The organism is Delftia lacustris (assembly GCF_040267515.1).
Taxonomy (GTDB): Bacteria; Pseudomonadota; Gammaproteobacteria; order Burkholderiales; family Burkholderiaceae_C; genus Comamonas; species Comamonas tsuruhatensis.
The window spans coordinates 1,626,438-1,642,119 of record NZ_CP141274.1; the positions used below are offsets into that span (position 1 = coordinate 1,626,438).

Genomic DNA, 15,682 nt, shown 5'->3' on the forward strand with positions numbered 1-15,682 from the left:
ATGAGCCACGCTTCCTCCTCTTTTGCGAGCGGCCGCCAGGCCGTCCATGCCTGGCTGATGCTGCTGCCGGCGCTGGTGCTGCTGGTGGCTTTCACGCACTGGCCGGCCGTGGCCACGCTGATCGACAGCCTGCATGCCACGCCGCGCGGCGGCCAGCCGGGGCCATGGGTGGGGCTGGAGAACTACGCCGTCATGGTGGACGACCCGGTGTTCTGGCAGGCCGTGCGCAACAACCTGTGGTTTGCGGCGGCCACGATTCCGCTGTCCATGGCGCTGGCGCTGGCCATGGCGCTGTGGGTCAACGAGAGGCTGGCCGGCCGCGCCTTCGTGCGCATGGCGTATTTCACGCCCACGGTGCTGCCCATGATTGCCGTGGCCAACATCTGGCTGTTCTTCTACACGCCGCAGTACGGGCTGCTGGAGCAGCTGCGCGGCGCACTGGGCCTTCCCGCGCACAACTGGCTGGGCGACCCGTCCACGGCGCTGGCCTGCGTGACCGTGGTGGCGGTGTGGAAGGAGGCGGGCTTTTTCATGATCTTCTACCTGGCCGCGCTGCAGACGCTCAATCCCAGCCTCAGGGAAGCTGCGGCCATCGAAGGCGCCTCGCGCTGGTACTTCCTGCGCCGCGTGCAGTGGCCGCTGCTGATGCCGACCACGCTGTTCGTGCTGGTCAATGCGGTGATCAATGCCTTCCGCCTGGTGGACCATCTCTTCATCCTCACGCGCGGCGGGCCGGACAACGCCTCCACGCTGCTGCTCTATCACCTGTACGAAGTGGGCTTCAAGTTCTGGGACACGGGCTATGCGGCGGCCCTGACCGTGGTGCTGGTCGCCGTGCTGGCGGCCGTGGCGCTGCTGCAGTTCTTCGTGCTCGACAAGAAGGTGCACTACCAATGAGCGCCGCACCCATTGCCCCGCGCCATGCGCCGCCCGCGCTGTACGGCGCCACCTGGCTGGACACGCTGGCCGCCTGGCTGCTGGCCCTGCTGTGGATACTGCCGCTGGCCTATGCGTTCTGGACGGCCTTCCATCCGCCCGAATACTCGGCACGCTTCGACCTGGCCGCGCCCTGGACGCTGGAGAACTTTCGCCGTGCCTGGCAGGCCGCGCCCTTTGCGCGCTATTTCCTGAACACGGCCGTGCTGGTGGTCATGATTTTGGCGGCCCAGCTGGTGCTGGGCACGCTGGCGGCCTATGCCTTTGCGCGCTACCGCTTTCGCGGCCAGGGCCTGGCCTTTGCGCTGGTGCTGGTGCAGCTGATGATCATGCCGGACATCCTGCTGGTGGCGAACTACCAGACCGTGTCGCGACTGGGCGCCGTCGATACGCTGCTGGGCATAGGCCTGCCGTACTTCGCATCGGCCTTCGCGATCTTTTTGCTGCGCCAGACCTTCCTGGGCATTCCCCGGGAACTGGACGAGGCCGCGCGGGTGGAGGGTGCCAGCACCCTGCAGATCCTGTGGCGCGTCTACGTGCCGCTCGCGCGGCCCGTGTACCTGGCGTTTGCGCTGGTGTCGGTGAGCTTTCACTGGAACAACTTCCTGTGGCCGCTGATCATCACCAACAGCGTGCAGGCGCGCCCGCTCACTGTGGGCCTGCAGGTGTTCTCCAGCGTGGAGTCTGGCGTGGAGTGGGCCACCATCACGGCCGCCACGCTGCTGAGCTCGGGCCCGCTGCTGGTGGCCTTCGTGCTGTTCCAGCGCCAGTTCGTGCAGAGCTTCATGCGTGCGGGGATCAAGTGAGGGCGGTGCTAAAGTTCCTTGTCCCAGCCTTTCACCCTGAGGTCCACCATGTCCGGTCCCGCATCCGCAGGTCTGTTCATCTACGCCAAGCAGCCCGACAGGCTGGCGCTGTTCTACATGGAGGTGCTGGCCATGCGCATGCTGCACCACACGAGCGAGCTCATGGTGCTGCAGTCGCCGGACCTGCAACTGGTGCTGCACGCCATTCCCGAGGCAATTGCGCGGCACATCACCATCACCGAGCCACCCCAGCCGCGCGAGAACGTGGCCATCAAGTTCTTTGCCACCGTGAAAAGCTTTGCGGCCGTGCGCCCCCTGGTCATCGCGCATGGCGGCCAGCTGTGGGAGCAGTCCTGGCTGGGCCCGGGCTTTCGCGTGTGCAACGCCATGGACCCGGAAGGCAACCTGTTCCAGCTGCGCGAGCCGCTGTCCGCATGATGCAGATCCTCACCTGGAACACCCAATGGTGCCTGGGCCTGGACGGCCGCATGGACCCGGAGCGCATCGTGGCGCATGCACTGTCCATGGCCGATATCGACGTGCTGTGCCTGCAGGAAATCGCCGTCCACTATCCGGGCCTGCAGGGCGCGCCCGGCGACCAGGTGGAGCAGATCCGCCAGGCCCTTCCCGAAGGCTGGAAGGTCTTCTTCGGCGCCGCCGTGGACGAATTCACGGCCGTGGGCCGGCAGCGCTTCGGCAACCTGGTGGCCACGCGCCTGCCTGCTCTGCAGGTGGCCCATCACCGCCTGCCGTATCCGCACGATGGCGGCGTGCGCAGCATGCCGCGCTGCTGCACGGCAGTGACCGTGATGGATGCCGCACTGGGCCCCGTGCGCGTGATGAGCACCCACCTCGAATATTTCTCGCGCCGCCAGCGCATGGCCCAGGCGCTGGCGCTGCGTTCCCTGCAGATCGAGGCCCTGGGCCAGGCCGAGGCGCCGCCCCAGCCCGCCAGCGACGGCTCGCCCCAGCAGACCAAGCCGCACACGCCGCATGCCGTGCTCTGCGGCGACTTCAACTTCGAGCCGCACGAGGACGAATACGCCGGCCTGTCCGCCCCCTGGGCGGCCGGCGAGCAGGGCGCCCTGAGCGCAGGCCAATGGCACAACAGCTGGAGCGTGCTGCACCCGGACCAGCCCCAGCCGCCCACCTTCCGGTTGTTCGACCGCCAGTGGGGCCCCGAGCCCGGCGCCTGCGATTTCGCCTGGGTCAGCGACAGCCTGCGCGGCCATGTGCGCGGCTGGGCCGTGGACAGCGACACAAGGCTCTCCGACCACCAGCCCGTGCTGCTGCAGCTGGATTGATCCAGGTCAGGGACCGCCGCCAAGCCGGCCTTGGCCTACAGACAGTGCCGCAGGCCTGCTCCAAGGTCATGGGGACTGTTTTGAAGGAGCATCCATGAGCCCCAATCCGCTGTCCACGATTCTTCACCGCACCTGGTGGGTGCTGCTGCTGCGCGGCCTGGTCGCCATCGCCTTCGGCGTGCTGACCTGGGCGCAGCCGGCGGTATCGCTGGCGGCGCTGGTGCTGACCTTCGGCGCCTTCACCTTTGTCGATGGCCTGCTGGGCGTGTATTCGGCCATCCAGGGGCGCGACCAGATGCGCCATTGGTGGGTGCTGCTGCTGTGGGGCCTGGCCGGCGTGGTGGTGGGCGTGCTCACCGTGGTCGCGCCCGGCGTCACGGCCCTGGTGATGACGCTGTACATCGGCGCCTGGGCCCTGGTCACGGGCCTGCTGCAGATCGTGGCGGCCGTGCGGCTGCGCAAGGAGATCACGGGCGAGTGGCTGCTGATCCTGGGCGGCGTGCTGTCTGTGCTGTTCGGCGCCTTCGTGCTGGCCCAGCCGGGCGCGGGCATGATGGCCATGCTCTGGGTGCTGGCCACGTATGCGGTGGTCTTCGGCGTGCTCATGGTGCTGCTGTCCTTCAAGCTCAAGAAGGGCATACGCCATTCTTCCTGAGCCGCTGGCTCAAAGGCGGACAATGCCGGCTCCATGATCGAATCCCGGCGACCTTCCCCCTTCATGCGTCTTCCCCGCGCGGCCCTGGCGGCCGCGCTGCTGTTCGCGGCGGCCGGTGCCGCCCAGGCGCTGCCCAGCTTTTCCGAAGTCCGCGAAGGCCACCGCTCCTCCGAGACCGAACTGCTCTCGCGCGAGGGCGAGGTGCTGCAGCGCCAGCGCACCGACGCCAGCGTGCGCCGTGGCGACTGGGTGGCCCTGGCCGACATCTCTCCCGCGCTGCGCACGGCCCTGGTGCTCAGCGAGGACAAGCGCTTCTACGAGCACAGCGGCGTGGACTGGGCGGCCGTGTCCGCCGCCGCCTGGGGCAACCTCTGGAACCAGCGCACGCGCGGCGCCAGCACCATCACCATGCAGTTGGCGGGCCTGCTGGACGGCGACTGGCGCCAGGGCCCGGGCGGGCGCAGCGTGGTGCAGAAACTGGGCCAGACCGTCTCTGCCCAGGTGCTGGACCGGCGCTGGCGCAAGGACCAGATCCTGGAGGCCTACCTGAACCTGGTGCCCTTCCGGGGCGAGATCGTGGGCATCGATGCGCTGTCGCGCACCCTGTTCGGCAAGGCCGCGCACGGGCTGGACGCGCGAGAGGCCGCCATTGCCGCCGCCCTGGTGCGTGCCCCCAACGCCTCGCCCGAGCGCGTGGGCCGGCGCGCCTGCGGCGTGCTGCAGTCGCTGGCGCCCGAGGATGCGGCGGCGCGCGACTGCACGGCCATGGAACTGCTCACCGCCAGCGTGCTGCTGCGCCGGCAATGGGCGGCCAGCGAAGGCCAGGCCCCCCACTTGGCGCGCCGCCTGCTGGCCGAGCCGCAGTCCAAAGGCCAGGCCCGCGTGCGCTCCACGCTGAGCGCGCCCGTGCAGCGCTTTGCCGTGCAAAGCCTGCAGCAGCAACTGCGCGAGCTGCAGGGCCGCAACGTGGAGGACGGTGCCATCGTCGTGCTGGACAACGCCACGGGCGAGGTGCTGGCCTGGGTGGGATCGTCGGGCGAATTGAGCCAGGCGGCCGAGGTGGATGGCGTCACGGCCATGCGCCAGCCCGGCTCCACCCTCAAGCCCTTTCTCTATGCCCAGGCGATTGCCGAGCGGCGGCTGACGGCGGCCTCGCTGATCGAGGATTCATCGGCCCACATTCCCACGCAGAACGGGCTCTACATCCCTCAGAACTACGACCGGCGCTTCAAGGGCTGGGTCTCGGCGCGCACGGCGCTGGCGTCGTCGCTCAACGTGCCGGCCGTGCGCACCCTGGTCATGGTCACGCCCGATGCCTTCTTCTCGCAACTGCAGCGCCTGGGCCTGCCGCTGCGCGAAAGCGGCGGCTACCACGGCTTCAGCCTGGCGCTGGGCAGTGCCGAGGTGCCGCTGCTGCAGCTCACCAACGCCTACCGCGCCCTGGCCAACGGCGGGCAGCTGACGCCCGTGCGCTGGGCGGCGCAGCCCACGGGTGCCGGGACCGCAGCGCAAAAGCCGGCTGCGCCCGTGCAGGCCATCGACGCACGCGCGGCCTTCATCGTGGGCGACATCCTGTCCGATCCCATGGCGCGCGCGCCCACCTTCGGCACGGACAGCGTGTTGGCCACGCGCTTCTGGTCGGCCGTCAAGACCGGCACCAGCAAGGACATGCGCGACAACTGGGCCGTGGGCTGGTCGCAGCGCTACACCGTGGGCGTGTGGGTGGGCAATGCGCGCGGCGAGGCCATGCACTCGGTCAGCGGCACCAGCGGCGCGGCACCTGTCTGGGCCGCCGTGATGGGCTTCCTGCATGCCCGCACGCCCAGCCGCGCGCCCAAGGCGCCGGCGGGCGTGCTGCAGCAGGCCGTGCGCTTCGGCCCCGATGCGTCGGGCCTGCCGCTGGAGAGCGCGCGCAGCGAGTGGTTCGTGGCGGGCACGCAGCAGAGCCTGTTCGCCATGGCGGGCAGCGGCCTGCCTGCCGCATCCGCATCGACACGCGGGACTTTGGCCGCCTCGCCCGTGCGCATTGCGCGCCCGGCCAACGGCACCATCCTCGCGCTGGACCCCGACATTCCGCCAGACCGCCAGCGCGTGCAGCTGTCGGCCCGCCCCGCAGGCACGGCCGCCACGCAGGAATGGCAGGACGCCAGCCTGCGCTGGCGCATGGTCAGCGTCGCCCCGCCCGGCGCGGCCGAGCCGCCGCCCAAGGAGATCGGCCGGGGTGCTGCCGCCGCCTGGATGCCCTGGCCCGGCCGCCACCGGCTGGAACTGGTCGATGCCAAGGGGCAGGTGCTGGACAGCGTGCAGGTGGAGGTGCGCGGCGCCGGCGTGGTGGCTTCGCGCGCGGGCGGGCGCTGAAGGCCGCAGTGCGGCATCAGTGAGGCATCAGTGCGGCCCCAGGGCAGCATCAGGGCAGCATCAGGGCCGAGCCCGCACGAAGCGCTGCTCGGTCACGGTCTCGCCCCATTGCTGGCCCGGCCATTCCTCGGCCAGGGTGAAGCCTGACGATTCGTAGAGCCGGCGTGCCGCATCCAGGCCGCTGAACGTCCACAGCTGGGTGGCCTCGAAGGCCTGCTGGTCGCAGAACGCCAGGGCCTGCTGCAGCAGCTGGCGCCCCGTGCCGGCGCCGCGCAGGCCGTCGTCCAGGATGAACCAGCGCAGGTGCGCCTGGCGGTCCTCGGGGTGCTTGGCCAGGTCCTCGCCATCGATGGCCACGGAGCCCACGACGCGGTCGCCGTCCAGCGCCGTCCACAGCTGGTTGCAGGGTTTGTCCAGCCGGCTAGCGAACTCGGCCAGGCCGCTGGCCACGCGGCTTTCGAAGAAGACGCCGAAACCTGCGTGGCGTGCATAGAAGCGCGCATGCATTTCCACGATGCGGCCGATGCAGCCGGGCCGGTATCCGGGCAGGACCTGTATCTGCGCGGGTGCGGGCGCGGGCAGGGGCTCCTCCTGCCGATGCGCCTGCAGTGCCTGGGCGTAGAGGGCCAGCCCGCGCGAGACCGCCTGTTGCTGCGGCGGCTGCATGCGGTCCAGCGCGGCCGTCACCTGCTGGCGCCCGAAGGCCTCGATGGCGGCCAGCGTGCGCCGGCCCTTGGCGGTGAGGGCCAGCCGCTTGACGCGGCCGTCCTCGCCATCGGCGGCTTCCTTCAGCTCGCCGGCCTCCACCAGCTTGCGCACCATGCGGCTGACGCTGGATTTCTCCAGCCCCAGCGCCTGGGCCAGCTGCGAGGCCGCCATGGACCCCTGCGCGCCGATCTCCAGGATGGCGTGCACGGCCGAGGGCGGATAGTCCGTGGCCGCCAGCGTGGCCTGCATGAAGCCCAGCTCGCGCACCATCTGGCGCGAGGCGGCGCGGATGTCGTCCACCAGGGAAAGATCGTGCTGCGGCATGGGTGCTCCTTGGGGCCGTGCAGGGTTTGAATATGGTTGCATGGTACAACCATAAATGCCGCTGCGCATCTGTTGATGCAGCGATGCGTACCCCAGGCGCAAAAAAGCCGCCCGGCGCATGCGGGCGGCTGGGGCCTGACGCAGATGCGCAAGGCTCAATTGACCATCAGGCGGAACGGCCAGACATAGGCCTGCAGCGTCACGAAGATGCCCATCAGGCAGGCCAGGGCGACGGAGTGGAAGAACACGTAGCGCAGGATGTCGCCCTCGTGGTTGAACCAGCGCGTGGCCGTGGAGGCGACGACGATGGACTGCGCATCGATCATCTTGCCCATCACGCCGCCCGAGCTGTTGGCCGCGCCCATGAGGTTGGGCGACAGGCCGAGCTGCTCGGCCGCCACCTTCTGCATGCCGCCGAACAGCACGTTCGATGCCGTGTCCGAACCCGTGAGCGCCACGCCCAGCCAGCCCATCAGCGTGCCGAAGAAGGGGTAGAACACGCCGGTGTTGGCGAAGGCCAGGCCCAGCGTGGTGTCGGTGCCCGAGTAGCGCGTCAGCGTGCCCAGCGCCAGCATCAGCACGATGGTGATGAGCGAATAACGCACCAGCCAGAGGGTGCGCACGAACTGGCTGACCAGTTGCACGGGGTTGTACTTCATGACCAGGCCGCCCACGATGGCCGACAGCAGGATGCCCGTGCCCGTGGCCGACAGCAGGTTCAGCGTGTAGATGGCGCCTTCCTTGGTGGGCTGGCGCACCACGGGCGGCACCTTCTCGACCATGTTGTGCAGGCCTTCCATGGGAAAGGCCGGTGCGAACAGGCCATTGAGCGCCGCCTTGACCGAGGGCAGGCCCCAGATGAAGACGAAGACCGTGAGGATGGCCCAGGGCGTCCAGGCGCGGATCACGTCGGCGCGCGGGTGCTGGGTCACGGCGCGGGGCGCCTGGGCTTCGCCGCCGCTGTTCTCATGGCCCTTGAGCGAGGTCGAGCGCCAGATGGTCCTGGGCTGCCATATGCGCAGGAAGCCGACCGTGCAGACCATGGAGACGATGGCCGCGATGATGTCCACCAGCTCGGGTCCGATGAAGTTGGACACCAGGTACTGCGGAATGGCGAAGGACACGCCGGTCACCAGGATGATGGGCCAGATCTCCATCATGGCCTTGCGCCCTGCAAAGGCCCAGATCAGCCAGAACGGCACCAGCACCGAGAAGAACGGCAGCTGGCGGCCGACCATGGCCGTGACCTCCATCAGGTCGTAGCCATGGACCTTGGCCAGCGTGATCACCGGCGTGCCCAGCGCGCCGAAGGCCACGGGCGCGGTATTGGCGATCAGCGACAGGCCCGAGGCGGCCAGCGGCGAAAAGCCCAGGCCGATGAGGATGGCCGCCGTCACGGCCACGGGCGTGCCGAAGCCGGCCGCGCCCTCGAAGAAGGCGCCGAAGGCGAAGGCGATCAGCAGCAGCTGGATGCGCCTGTCCTCGGTGATGCCGGCAATGGAGTCCTGCAGGATCTTGAAGCTGCCGTTCTTCTCGGTCAGCTGGTGCAGGAAGATGATGTTCAGGACGATCCAGCCGATGGGCAGCAGCCCCGTGAAGCCGCCGAACAGCGCCGCGCGCCCGGCCATGCCGGCCGGCATGTTGTAGACGAAGACCGCGATCACCAGCGCGGCAACCAGCCCGGCGCCGGCCGCCAGATGGGCCTTCATGTGCAAAAAGCCCAGTCCCACCAGCATGACCACGACCGGAATGGCCGCAAGCAGTGTGGACAGCCACATGTTGGAAAGAGGGTCGTAGACCTGTTGCCAAACCATAGGAGCTTCTCCTGAAGAGTTTTTAGGATGTTGTGCGGGGCGGATCGTTACTCCCATGGCGGTTTGGCGCACTAGCGTTAGCCCTGGGTTGGGCTGCGAGAGAGAAAATTTCAATCGGCGCACAAATCACTTCAAACCCGAACGGGTGGCCGGAGCCCGCGCACGGCACTACCATGCTCGGCAGTCCCGCGGCATGCGGGTTCCAGAAAGCCAGAAAACGTGTCCACCGACCTTTCCAAAATCACCTGCATCGAAGACCTGCGCGTCGTGGCCCAGCGCCGCGTGCCGCGCATGTTCTATGACTACGCCGATTCGGGTTCCTACACCCAGGGCACCTACCGCGCCAACGAGGACGACTTCCACCGGATCAAGCTGCGCCAGCGCGTGGCCGTGAACATGGAGGGGCGCAGCACGCGCACCACCATGATCGGCGAGCAGGTCGCCATGCCCGTGGCCATCGCGCCCACGGGCCTGACCGGCATGCAGCATGCCGACGGCGAGATCCTGGGCGCGCGCGCGGCCAAGGCCTTCGGCATTCCGTTCACTCTGTCCACCATGAGCATCTGCTCCATCGAGGACATTGCCGAGCACACGGGCCGCCATCCGTTCTGGTTCCAGCTCTATGTGATGCGCGACCGCCGGTTCATGGAGCGCCTGATCGAGCGTGCCCGTGCCGCCAACTGCTCGGCCCTGGTGCTGACGCTGGACCTGCAGATCCTGGGCCAGCGCCACAAGGACATCAAGAACGGCCTGTCCACGCCACCGAAGCCCACGCTGCGCAACCTGGCCAACCTGGCGACCAAGCCGCACTGGTGCCTGGGCATGCTGGGCACCAAGCGCCGCACCTTCGGCAACATCGTCGGACATGTGGATGGCGTGGCCGACATGAGTTCGCTGTCGTCGTGGACCGCCAGCCAGTTCGATCCCAGCCTGAACTGGGGCGACGTGGAGCGCATCAAGAAGCTCTGGGGCGGCAAGCTCATCCTCAAGGGCATCATGGACGCCGAGGACGCGCGCCTGGCGGCCGACAGCGGCGCTGACGCGCTCGTCGTCAGCAACCACGGCGGGCGCCAGCTCGACGGCGCACCCTCGTCCATCGAGGCGCTGCCGGGCATTGCCGAGGCTGCGGGCAAGGACATCGAGGTCTGGATGGACGGCGGCATCCGCAGCGGGCAGGACGTGCTCAAGGCGCGTGCCCTGGGCGCCCAGGGCACCATGATCGGCCGCAGCTTCCTCTACGGCCTGGGTGCCTACGGCGAGCATGGCGTGACGCGCGCCCTGCAGATCATCCAGAAGGAGCTGGAGACCACCATGGCCTTCTGCGGCCACACGCAGATCGATACCGTGGACCGCAGCATCCTGCTGCCCGGAACCTATCCGGGCGCCGTGCGCTGAACCGGCAAAAGCTGCACGAGAAAAGGACCGCCTCGGCGGTCCTTTTCTCCTTTCAGGCTGCGCCTCAGGCTTGGGCAGGTACGCGCCGGTTTTCCGGCTGCGCCGCCACCAGCCGGCCCGCCGCATGCAGCACGGCCAGGATGGACGCGGTCACGATGTTGGCATGGCGCCCCGCACCGAAGCGCGTGCCCGCCACGCCGGGCAGGGCGGCCTCGACGATGGCCAGCGCCGTGGCGCCGGCGCCCTGGCCCAGGCTGCGCTCCTCGTAGTGGTCTATGCGCAGCGCCACGCCCAGGTGCTGGCCGATGGCAGCGGCCACGGCGTCGATGGGACCGCTGCCCTCGCCATGCAGCTGCATTCGAAGCCCGTCCGTCCGCACCACTTCCAACGCAATGCCCTGGCCCTTGGCGCTGTCGAACAGATGGTGGCTGTGGTAGCGCCAGGGAAGCTGCCGGGGTGCGAGGTAGGTGGACTCGAACAGCTCCCACAGGTCTTCACTGGCCAGCTCGGCCTCGCTGGCGTCGGCCTGGCGCTGCACCACGGCGCTGAATTCCACCTGCATGCGCCGGGGCATGGTCACGCCATGGTCGCGCTGCAGCAGGAAGGCGATGCCGCCCTTGCCTGACTGGCTGTTGACGCGCACGATGCTGTCGTAGGTGCGGCCCAGGTCCTGCGGGTCGATGGGCAGGTAGGGGACGCGCCAGGGCGCATCGGGCCGTTGCGCCGCAAAGCCCTTGGCGATGGCGTCCTGGTGCGAGCCCGAAAACGCCGTGAACACCAGGTCGCCCACATAGGGGTGGCGCGGGTGGATGGGCAGGGCCGTGCATTCCTCCGCAATGCGCGCCACGGCGGCGATGTCCGAGAAGTCCAGTCCCGGCGCGATGCCCTGCGTGTACAGGTTGAGCGCCAGCGTCACCACATCGAGGTTGCCGCTGCGCTCGCCATTGCCGAACAGGCAGCCTTCCACGCGCTGGGCGCCGGCCAGCAGCGCCTGCTCGGCGCAGGCCACGCCCGTGCCCCGGTCGTTGTGCGGGTGCACGGACAGCACGATGTGCTCGCGCCGCTCCAGGCGGCGGTGCATCCACTCGATCTGGTCGGCGAAGACATTGGCCGTGCTCACCTCCACCGTGGTCGGCAGGTTGATGATCATGGGCCGCGCGGGGCCTGCATCCCAGGCGCGGATGGCCGCGTTGCACACGGCCAGCGATACCTCCAGCTCGGCCATGCAGAACGTCTCGGGCGAGTACTGCAGAACCCATTCGGTCTCGGGGTGGGCATCGGTGAGTTCGCGCAGCAGGGCGATGTGCCGCTCCACCATGGCGATGATCTCGGGCACCTGCATGCCGAAGACGATCTCGCGCCAGGCCGGTGCCACGGCGTTGTAGAAGTGCACGATGGCGCGCCGCGCGCCGGCCACGCTGTCCACCGTGGCGCGGATCAGGTCCTCGCGCAGCTGGGTGATGACCATGGGCGTCACGTCGGCGGGGATCAGCCCTTCGTCGATCAGGTGGCGCACGATGGCGTAGTCGGTCTGCGAGGCAGAGGGAAAGCCCACCTCGATCTCCTTGAAGCCTATGCGCACCAGCTCGTGGAACAGGCGCAGCTTGCGCTCGCGGTTCATGGGCTCGAACAGGGCCTGGTTGCCGTCGCGCAGGTCGGTGGACAGCCACACGGGCGCCTGGCTCAGCTGGCGCGAAGGCCATTGGCGGTCGGGCAGGTCGACGGCGGGGAAGGGAAGGTATCTGGACGCGGGATTCTTCAGCATGCGGGCCTCGCAGGAAACGCTGGGTATGCAGCCACCGGATCGGCCGGCAGCCCCGCTCTCCTGGCTTCCCGGTGTGGGGAAGCTGCGCCAGGCCGGGATCAGGGAGAGTCGGTGCGAAATGCGGCGCTTGCGCAGGCGCCCGGACCCCGGCCATGGGCCAGGGATGGTAGGGAGGGCGAGGGCAGGCGGTGCATGGTGCGATGGCGGTGAATCACAGGGAACGGTTGCCAGTTTGCGGGCAGGGCGTTTGTCTGTCTTTATAGAATTTCTCATTTTCTCCATGGATCTGGACAAACATGCGCACTGCCGCCGACCTTCCCGCCGTGCCCTGTGGCCATGCCGGCCTGCCTGAGCTGCAGGCTGCCGCGCCCTTGCCCGTCACGGGCGTGGCCGGCGACTACCCGGCCGGGATGGAAGTGCAGGAGCACTCCCACGAATGCTGCCAACTGCTCTATGCCGTTCAGGGCGTGCTGGAGGTGCGTGCGCGCAGCGGGCGCTGGGTGGTGCCACCCACGCGCGGCGTCTGGCTGTGCTCGGGCGTGCCGCACAGCCTGCGCATGCGTGGTGCCGTGCAGGTGCGCAGCCTGTTCGTGGATGCCCAGGCGGCGCAGGGGCTGCCGGTGGCGGACTGCGTGATCGAGGTCTCGCCGCTGTTGCGCGAGCTGATCAGCGAGGTCGCGCGCTGGCCGGCGGCGCCGCAGCGCGGACAGGATGAAACGAGAAACCGGCTGGTCGTCGAACTGCTGCTGCAGGAATTGCGCCAGCCGCCTGTCGTGCCATTTCACCTGCCCTGGCCGCAGGATGCGCGCATGGCGGCTGTCTGCCGCGCGCTGGCCGAAGAAGGCCAGGCCGTGGGCCAGGGCGGTGAACGGGCTGAAAACCTGGCCGCCACGGCCGCCGACTGGGCCGCACGGCTGGCCATGGGCGAGAAGACCTTCCACCGCCATTTCCTGCAGGCCACCGGCCTGAGTTTCGGCCGCTGGCGGCAGCGCGCGCGGCTGCTGTCGTCCATGCAGGCCCTGCTGGCCGGCCGGCCCATCGTGCAGGTGGCGCTGGAGGCCGGCTATGAAAGCCACAGCGCCTATTCGCTGGCCTTCAGGCGCCAGTTCGGCATGCCGCCCTCGGCCTTCGGGGCAGGGGGCGGGCAGCCGTAGCGGCACCGGTGGCGGCGGATCAGGAAGCCTTCCAGATGATGTAGTCGGCCTGGTACTGCACCACCTGCTTTTGGCCCAGCGTGGAGCTGTTGCAGGCCATGGCCGGCGCCACGCCGCCGCGCGTGGCCACGCGCTGGATATAGGTCACGCCCTGCATGGCGCCCATGCCGGTGGCAGGTTCGGCCTTGACCAGTTGCAGGGGGATGTTGCCTGCGCTGGACGGAGCCACCGCGACCTGGGTGGCCGTGACCTTGGAGCCGTCCTGGTGCGCCCAGGTGGCGGGCGGGCCGAAGTAGCGGCCGATGACGCGGCCCTGGCGGTCCGTCAGGCGGGCATCGGGGCCGACGAAGGCCCACTCCTGCTCCATCGCCTGGTCCTTCTTGGCGCGGCACTCGTAGGTGATCTGGCCGATGCCGACGGTTTCCATGGCGACCTTGTGGCCTGCGGGCACCTGCACGGCGGCCGGCAGGCCGGACTGGGAATAGCTCTTGCTCATGTCCATGGAGGAGCAGGCGCCAAGCGTCAGTGCAGCCATGGTGGCCAGGCCGAGGGGGAGGATGTAGCTCATGAGGTTCTCCAGGTCGAGGGGTTGAGGGATGTCGCCTTGGACCGCTGTCCGGGGCGCGACACACGGAATACGCAGCATGGGTGAGGTTGGATTCACCTGGGTGCAAAAAAAATTTATCCGCATCCGGTTCGCAATGTGCTGCGTATTGCCCAGTGAGAGCCGGCGCAGGCCGGCAGACCGGTACCAGACCCCCTGCAGGCCACCGATATGACCCCTGCAGCCGATTGAAGGACACGACAAGCCCCCCGGGGCGGCGACGCAACAGTGCGGGCCACGGGGCCGCCCGCTCGCCCACAATGCGTGCATGGGCACCACACCAACCGACCAAGAGCTGATGGACCTTCTGGACCGCATCGCAGCGCAGGACGAGCCCGCGCTCCGCAGCCTGTACGAGGCCACCTCGTCCCGGCTGTACGGGCTTGCGCTGCGCATCCTGCGGCACAAGGACTGGGCCGAAGACGTGCTGCAGGACAGCTACCTGCACATCTGGCGCAGCGCCTCGGGCTACCGGGGCTCGCTGAGCCCGCCGCTGGCCTGGATGGGCCTGGTGGTGCGCAGCAGGGCGCTGGACTTCCTGCGCCGGCGCCGCGCCGAACGCCTGCACCTGAACGAGGAGTTCGATGAGGCGCAACTGGCGGCCCATGGCGGCGGTAGCGATGAAAGCCAGGGCCCGCTGCAACTGGCCGAGGCCAGCGAGCAGGCGGTGGCGCTGTACCAGTGCCTGGAGCGGCTGGAAGGCCGCCAGCGCGAGGTGGTCAGCCTGGCCTACCTGCGTGACCTCAGCCACGGCGAACTGGCCGGCCAGCTGCAGTTGCCGCTGGGCACGGTCAAAACCTGGATCCGGCGCGGCCTGGAGCAGTTGCGCCGCTGCCTCTCGCGCCATGCGTGATGCAGATGACATGCTCTGAGCGGCCCAAGGATTTGCCATGAATATTTCCCGACACCCCGAACTGCTGGACCGGCTGGCCGCCGCATACGCCCTGGGCACGCTGCGCGGTGCGGCACGCCGCCGCTTCGAGCAACTGGCCCGTGACCAGGCCCCGGTGCGCGCCGCCGCCCTGCTGTGGCAGGGCCGCTGGTCGGCCCTGTCCGAAATGCAGGCTCCCGTGCGCCCCGACGATGCGGTCTGGGTCCGCATCGACAACCTGCTGCAGGCCGAAAAAGCCCGCGCCGCCCAGCCGCACCGGCGGCGCGCCGTTGATGGGCAAGGCCTGGACGAACGCGCGAAATCCGGCGTGGGCCGTGCCCTGGCCTGGTGGCGCGGTGCGGCCCTGCTGGGCGCCTGCGCCACCGTGGCGGCCGTGGCCGTGGGGCTGTGGTCGCACCAGGACCTGCGCCAAAGCGGTGAGCGCCAGCTGGCCGTGCTGCGCAACCAGCTGCAGGCCGCCCAGGTCGCGCTGCAGGCAACGCCCCAGATCCAGTACGTGGCCGTGCTGGCCGACGACAAGGCCGATGCCTCCATGCTCGTGACCTTCGACCCCGGCAAGAACAGCCTGGTGCTGCAGCGCGTGGGCGACTTCCACGAGGCCGCAGACAAATCGCTGCAGCTGTGGGCCCTGCCGCCCCAGGGCGGCCCGCAATCGCTGGGCGTGCTGGGACGCGACAAGCTCGTGAAGCTGACGGCAGCGGCCGCCGAAGTCCAGGGCGTGCCTGCCCTGGCCATCAGCCTGGAGCCCAAGGGCGGCGTGCCCAGCCAGACCGGACCCACGGGACCGGTGCTGTTCAAGGGCGCGCTGATCCGGCGCGACCTGTAGCGCGCCGCGCAGGCCCGCTCGCCATTGGCGACGGCCGTGCTGCTGCACAACGCAGCCTGCTTGCCCTGGCCAGAGCAGGGCGCGCGTGCAGCGTTGGCTGGCCGGCCTCTGTTTCGCTGCCGGGCGCGGCAGCCTTCTCCA

At 69.1% G+C, this 15,682-nt stretch carries 14 protein-coding genes; 10 read left to right on the forward strand and 4 right to left on the reverse strand.

From position 1 onward, the window contains the following. From U6958_RS08810 to pbpC, 6 genes are all read left to right on the forward strand, one after another. Complete coding sequence (locus tag U6958_RS08810; RefSeq protein ID WP_016447844.1) at positions 1 to 897, forward strand: carbohydrate ABC transporter permease; 897 nt, start codon at positions 1 to 3, stop codon at positions 895 to 897. Continuing rightward, positions 894 to 1,742: a carbohydrate ABC transporter permease gene (locus tag U6958_RS08815; protein WP_074921071.1), complete on the forward strand. Its 849-nt coding sequence runs from the start codon at positions 894 to 896 to the stop codon at positions 1,740 to 1,742. Before U6958_RS08810 ends, U6958_RS08815 begins: the two co-directional genes overlap by 4 nt. Before the next feature lie 48 nt (positions 1,743 to 1,790). Beyond that, positions 1,791 to 2,180 (forward strand): glyoxalase/bleomycin resistance/dioxygenase family protein, encoded by a 390-nt coding sequence (locus U6958_RS08820; RefSeq protein ID WP_016447842.1) that lies wholly within the window; start codon positions 1,791 to 1,793, stop codon positions 2,178 to 2,180. Further along, complete coding sequence (locus U6958_RS08825) at positions 2,177 to 3,046, forward strand: endonuclease/exonuclease/phosphatase family protein (protein ID WP_043791415.1); 870 nt, start codon at positions 2,177 to 2,179, stop codon at positions 3,044 to 3,046. Before U6958_RS08820 ends, U6958_RS08825 begins: the two co-directional genes overlap by 4 nt. 94 nt (positions 3,047 to 3,140) lie before the next feature. Beyond that, entirely contained in the window at positions 3,141 to 3,701 is a 561-nt protein-coding gene (locus tag U6958_RS08830; RefSeq protein WP_012207099.1) for an HdeD family acid-resistance protein, read from the forward strand. A 33-nt stretch (positions 3,702 to 3,734) separates the two neighbouring features. Next, entirely contained in the window at positions 3,735 to 6,059 is a 2,325-nt protein-coding gene (pbpC, locus tag U6958_RS08835; RefSeq protein ID WP_074921070.1) for a penicillin-binding protein 1C, read from the forward strand. 60 nt (positions 6,060 to 6,119) lie between these two features. On the opposite strand, the gene U6958_RS08840 is transcribed toward pbpC, so the two are convergent. Continuing rightward, positions 6,120 to 7,091 (reverse strand): helix-turn-helix domain-containing GNAT family N-acetyltransferase, encoded by a 972-nt coding sequence (locus tag U6958_RS08840; RefSeq protein WP_047326608.1) that lies wholly within the window; start codon positions 7,089 to 7,091, stop codon positions 6,120 to 6,122. Positions 7,092 to 7,246: 155 nt separating this feature from the next. Further along, entirely contained in the window at positions 7,247 to 8,905 is a 1,659-nt protein-coding gene (locus U6958_RS08845; protein WP_074921069.1) for an L-lactate permease, read from the reverse strand. A gap of 219 nt (positions 8,906 to 9,124) precedes the next feature. Between U6958_RS08845 and U6958_RS08850 the strand changes: the two genes are divergently transcribed. After that, positions 9,125 to 10,300: an alpha-hydroxy acid oxidase gene (locus U6958_RS08850; protein ID WP_016447837.1), complete on the forward strand. Its 1,176-nt coding sequence runs from the start codon at positions 9,125 to 9,127 to the stop codon at positions 10,298 to 10,300. Positions 10,301 to 10,364: 64 nt separating this feature from the next. Here the strand turns inward: U6958_RS08850 and U6958_RS08855 are convergent, their stop codons facing one another. Continuing rightward, entirely contained in the window at positions 10,365 to 12,065 is a 1,701-nt protein-coding gene (locus U6958_RS08855) for a 2-isopropylmalate synthase (RefSeq protein ID WP_074921068.1), read from the reverse strand. A 296-nt stretch (positions 12,066 to 12,361) separates the two neighbouring features. Between U6958_RS08855 and U6958_RS08860 the strand changes: the two genes are divergently transcribed. Beyond that, on the forward strand, positions 12,362 to 13,219 hold the full coding sequence (locus U6958_RS08860; RefSeq protein WP_016451140.1) for a helix-turn-helix transcriptional regulator: 858 nt from the start codon (positions 12,362 to 12,364) through the stop codon (positions 13,217 to 13,219). Positions 13,220 to 13,238: 19 nt separating this feature from the next. Here U6958_RS08860 and U6958_RS08865 read toward each other — a convergent pair whose 3' ends face one another. Beyond that, positions 13,239 to 13,787, reverse strand: a complete 549-nt coding sequence (locus U6958_RS08865; RefSeq protein WP_016447834.1) for a DUF3455 domain-containing protein — start codon at positions 13,785 to 13,787, stop codon at positions 13,239 to 13,241. Between the two features lie 304 nt (positions 13,788 to 14,091). On the opposite strand from U6958_RS08865, the gene U6958_RS08870 reads away from it, so the two are divergent. Together U6958_RS08870 and U6958_RS08875 are read left to right on the forward strand one after the other, a co-directional pair. Further along, positions 14,092 to 14,676, forward strand: coding sequence for an RNA polymerase sigma factor (locus tag U6958_RS08870; protein ID WP_016447833.1), 585 nt, complete (start codon positions 14,092 to 14,094; stop codon positions 14,674 to 14,676). A gap of 37 nt (positions 14,677 to 14,713) precedes the next feature. After that, a complete protein-coding gene (locus U6958_RS08875; RefSeq protein ID WP_016451141.1) occupies positions 14,714 to 15,541 on the forward strand; it encodes an anti-sigma factor domain-containing protein in 828 nt (275 codons plus the stop codon). Positions 15,542 to 15,682 lie beyond the last annotated feature (141 nt).

Coding starts and splice junctions, on each gene's coding strand:
- U6958_RS08865 (WP_016447834.1), bottom strand. CDS start 13,787: ATGAGCTACATCCTCCCCCTCGGCCTGGCCACCATGGCTGCACTGACG.
- U6958_RS08840 (WP_047326608.1), bottom strand. CDS start 7,091: ATGCCGCAGCACGATCTTTCCCTGGTGGACGACATCCGCGCCGCCTCG.
- pbpC (WP_074921070.1), top strand. CDS start 3,735: ATGATCGAATCCCGGCGACCTTCCCCCTTCATGCGTCTTCCCCGCGCG.
- U6958_RS08860 (WP_016451140.1), top strand. CDS start 12,362: ATGCGCACTGCCGCCGACCTTCCCGCCGTGCCCTGTGGCCATGCCGGC.
- U6958_RS08820 (WP_016447842.1), top strand. CDS start 1,791: ATGTCCGGTCCCGCATCCGCAGGTCTGTTCATCTACGCCAAGCAGCCC.
- U6958_RS08810 (WP_016447844.1), top strand. CDS start 1: ATGAGCCACGCTTCCTCCTCTTTTGCGAGCGGCCGCCAGGCCGTCCAT.
- U6958_RS08870 (WP_016447833.1), top strand. CDS start 14,092: ATGGGCACCACACCAACCGACCAAGAGCTGATGGACCTTCTGGACCGC.
- U6958_RS08875 (WP_016451141.1), top strand. CDS start 14,714: ATGAATATTTCCCGACACCCCGAACTGCTGGACCGGCTGGCCGCCGCA.
- U6958_RS08855 (WP_074921068.1), bottom strand. CDS start 12,065: ATGCTGAAGAATCCCGCGTCCAGATACCTTCCCTTCCCCGCCGTCGAC.
- U6958_RS08830 (WP_012207099.1), top strand. CDS start 3,141: ATGAGCCCCAATCCGCTGTCCACGATTCTTCACCGCACCTGGTGGGTG.
- U6958_RS08815 (WP_074921071.1), top strand. CDS start 894: ATGAGCGCCGCACCCATTGCCCCGCGCCATGCGCCGCCCGCGCTGTAC.
- U6958_RS08845 (WP_074921069.1), bottom strand. CDS start 8,905: ATGGTTTGGCAACAGGTCTACGACCCTCTTTCCAACATGTGGCTGTCC.
- U6958_RS08825 (WP_043791415.1), top strand. CDS start 2,177: ATGATGCAGATCCTCACCTGGAACACCCAATGGTGCCTGGGCCTGGAC.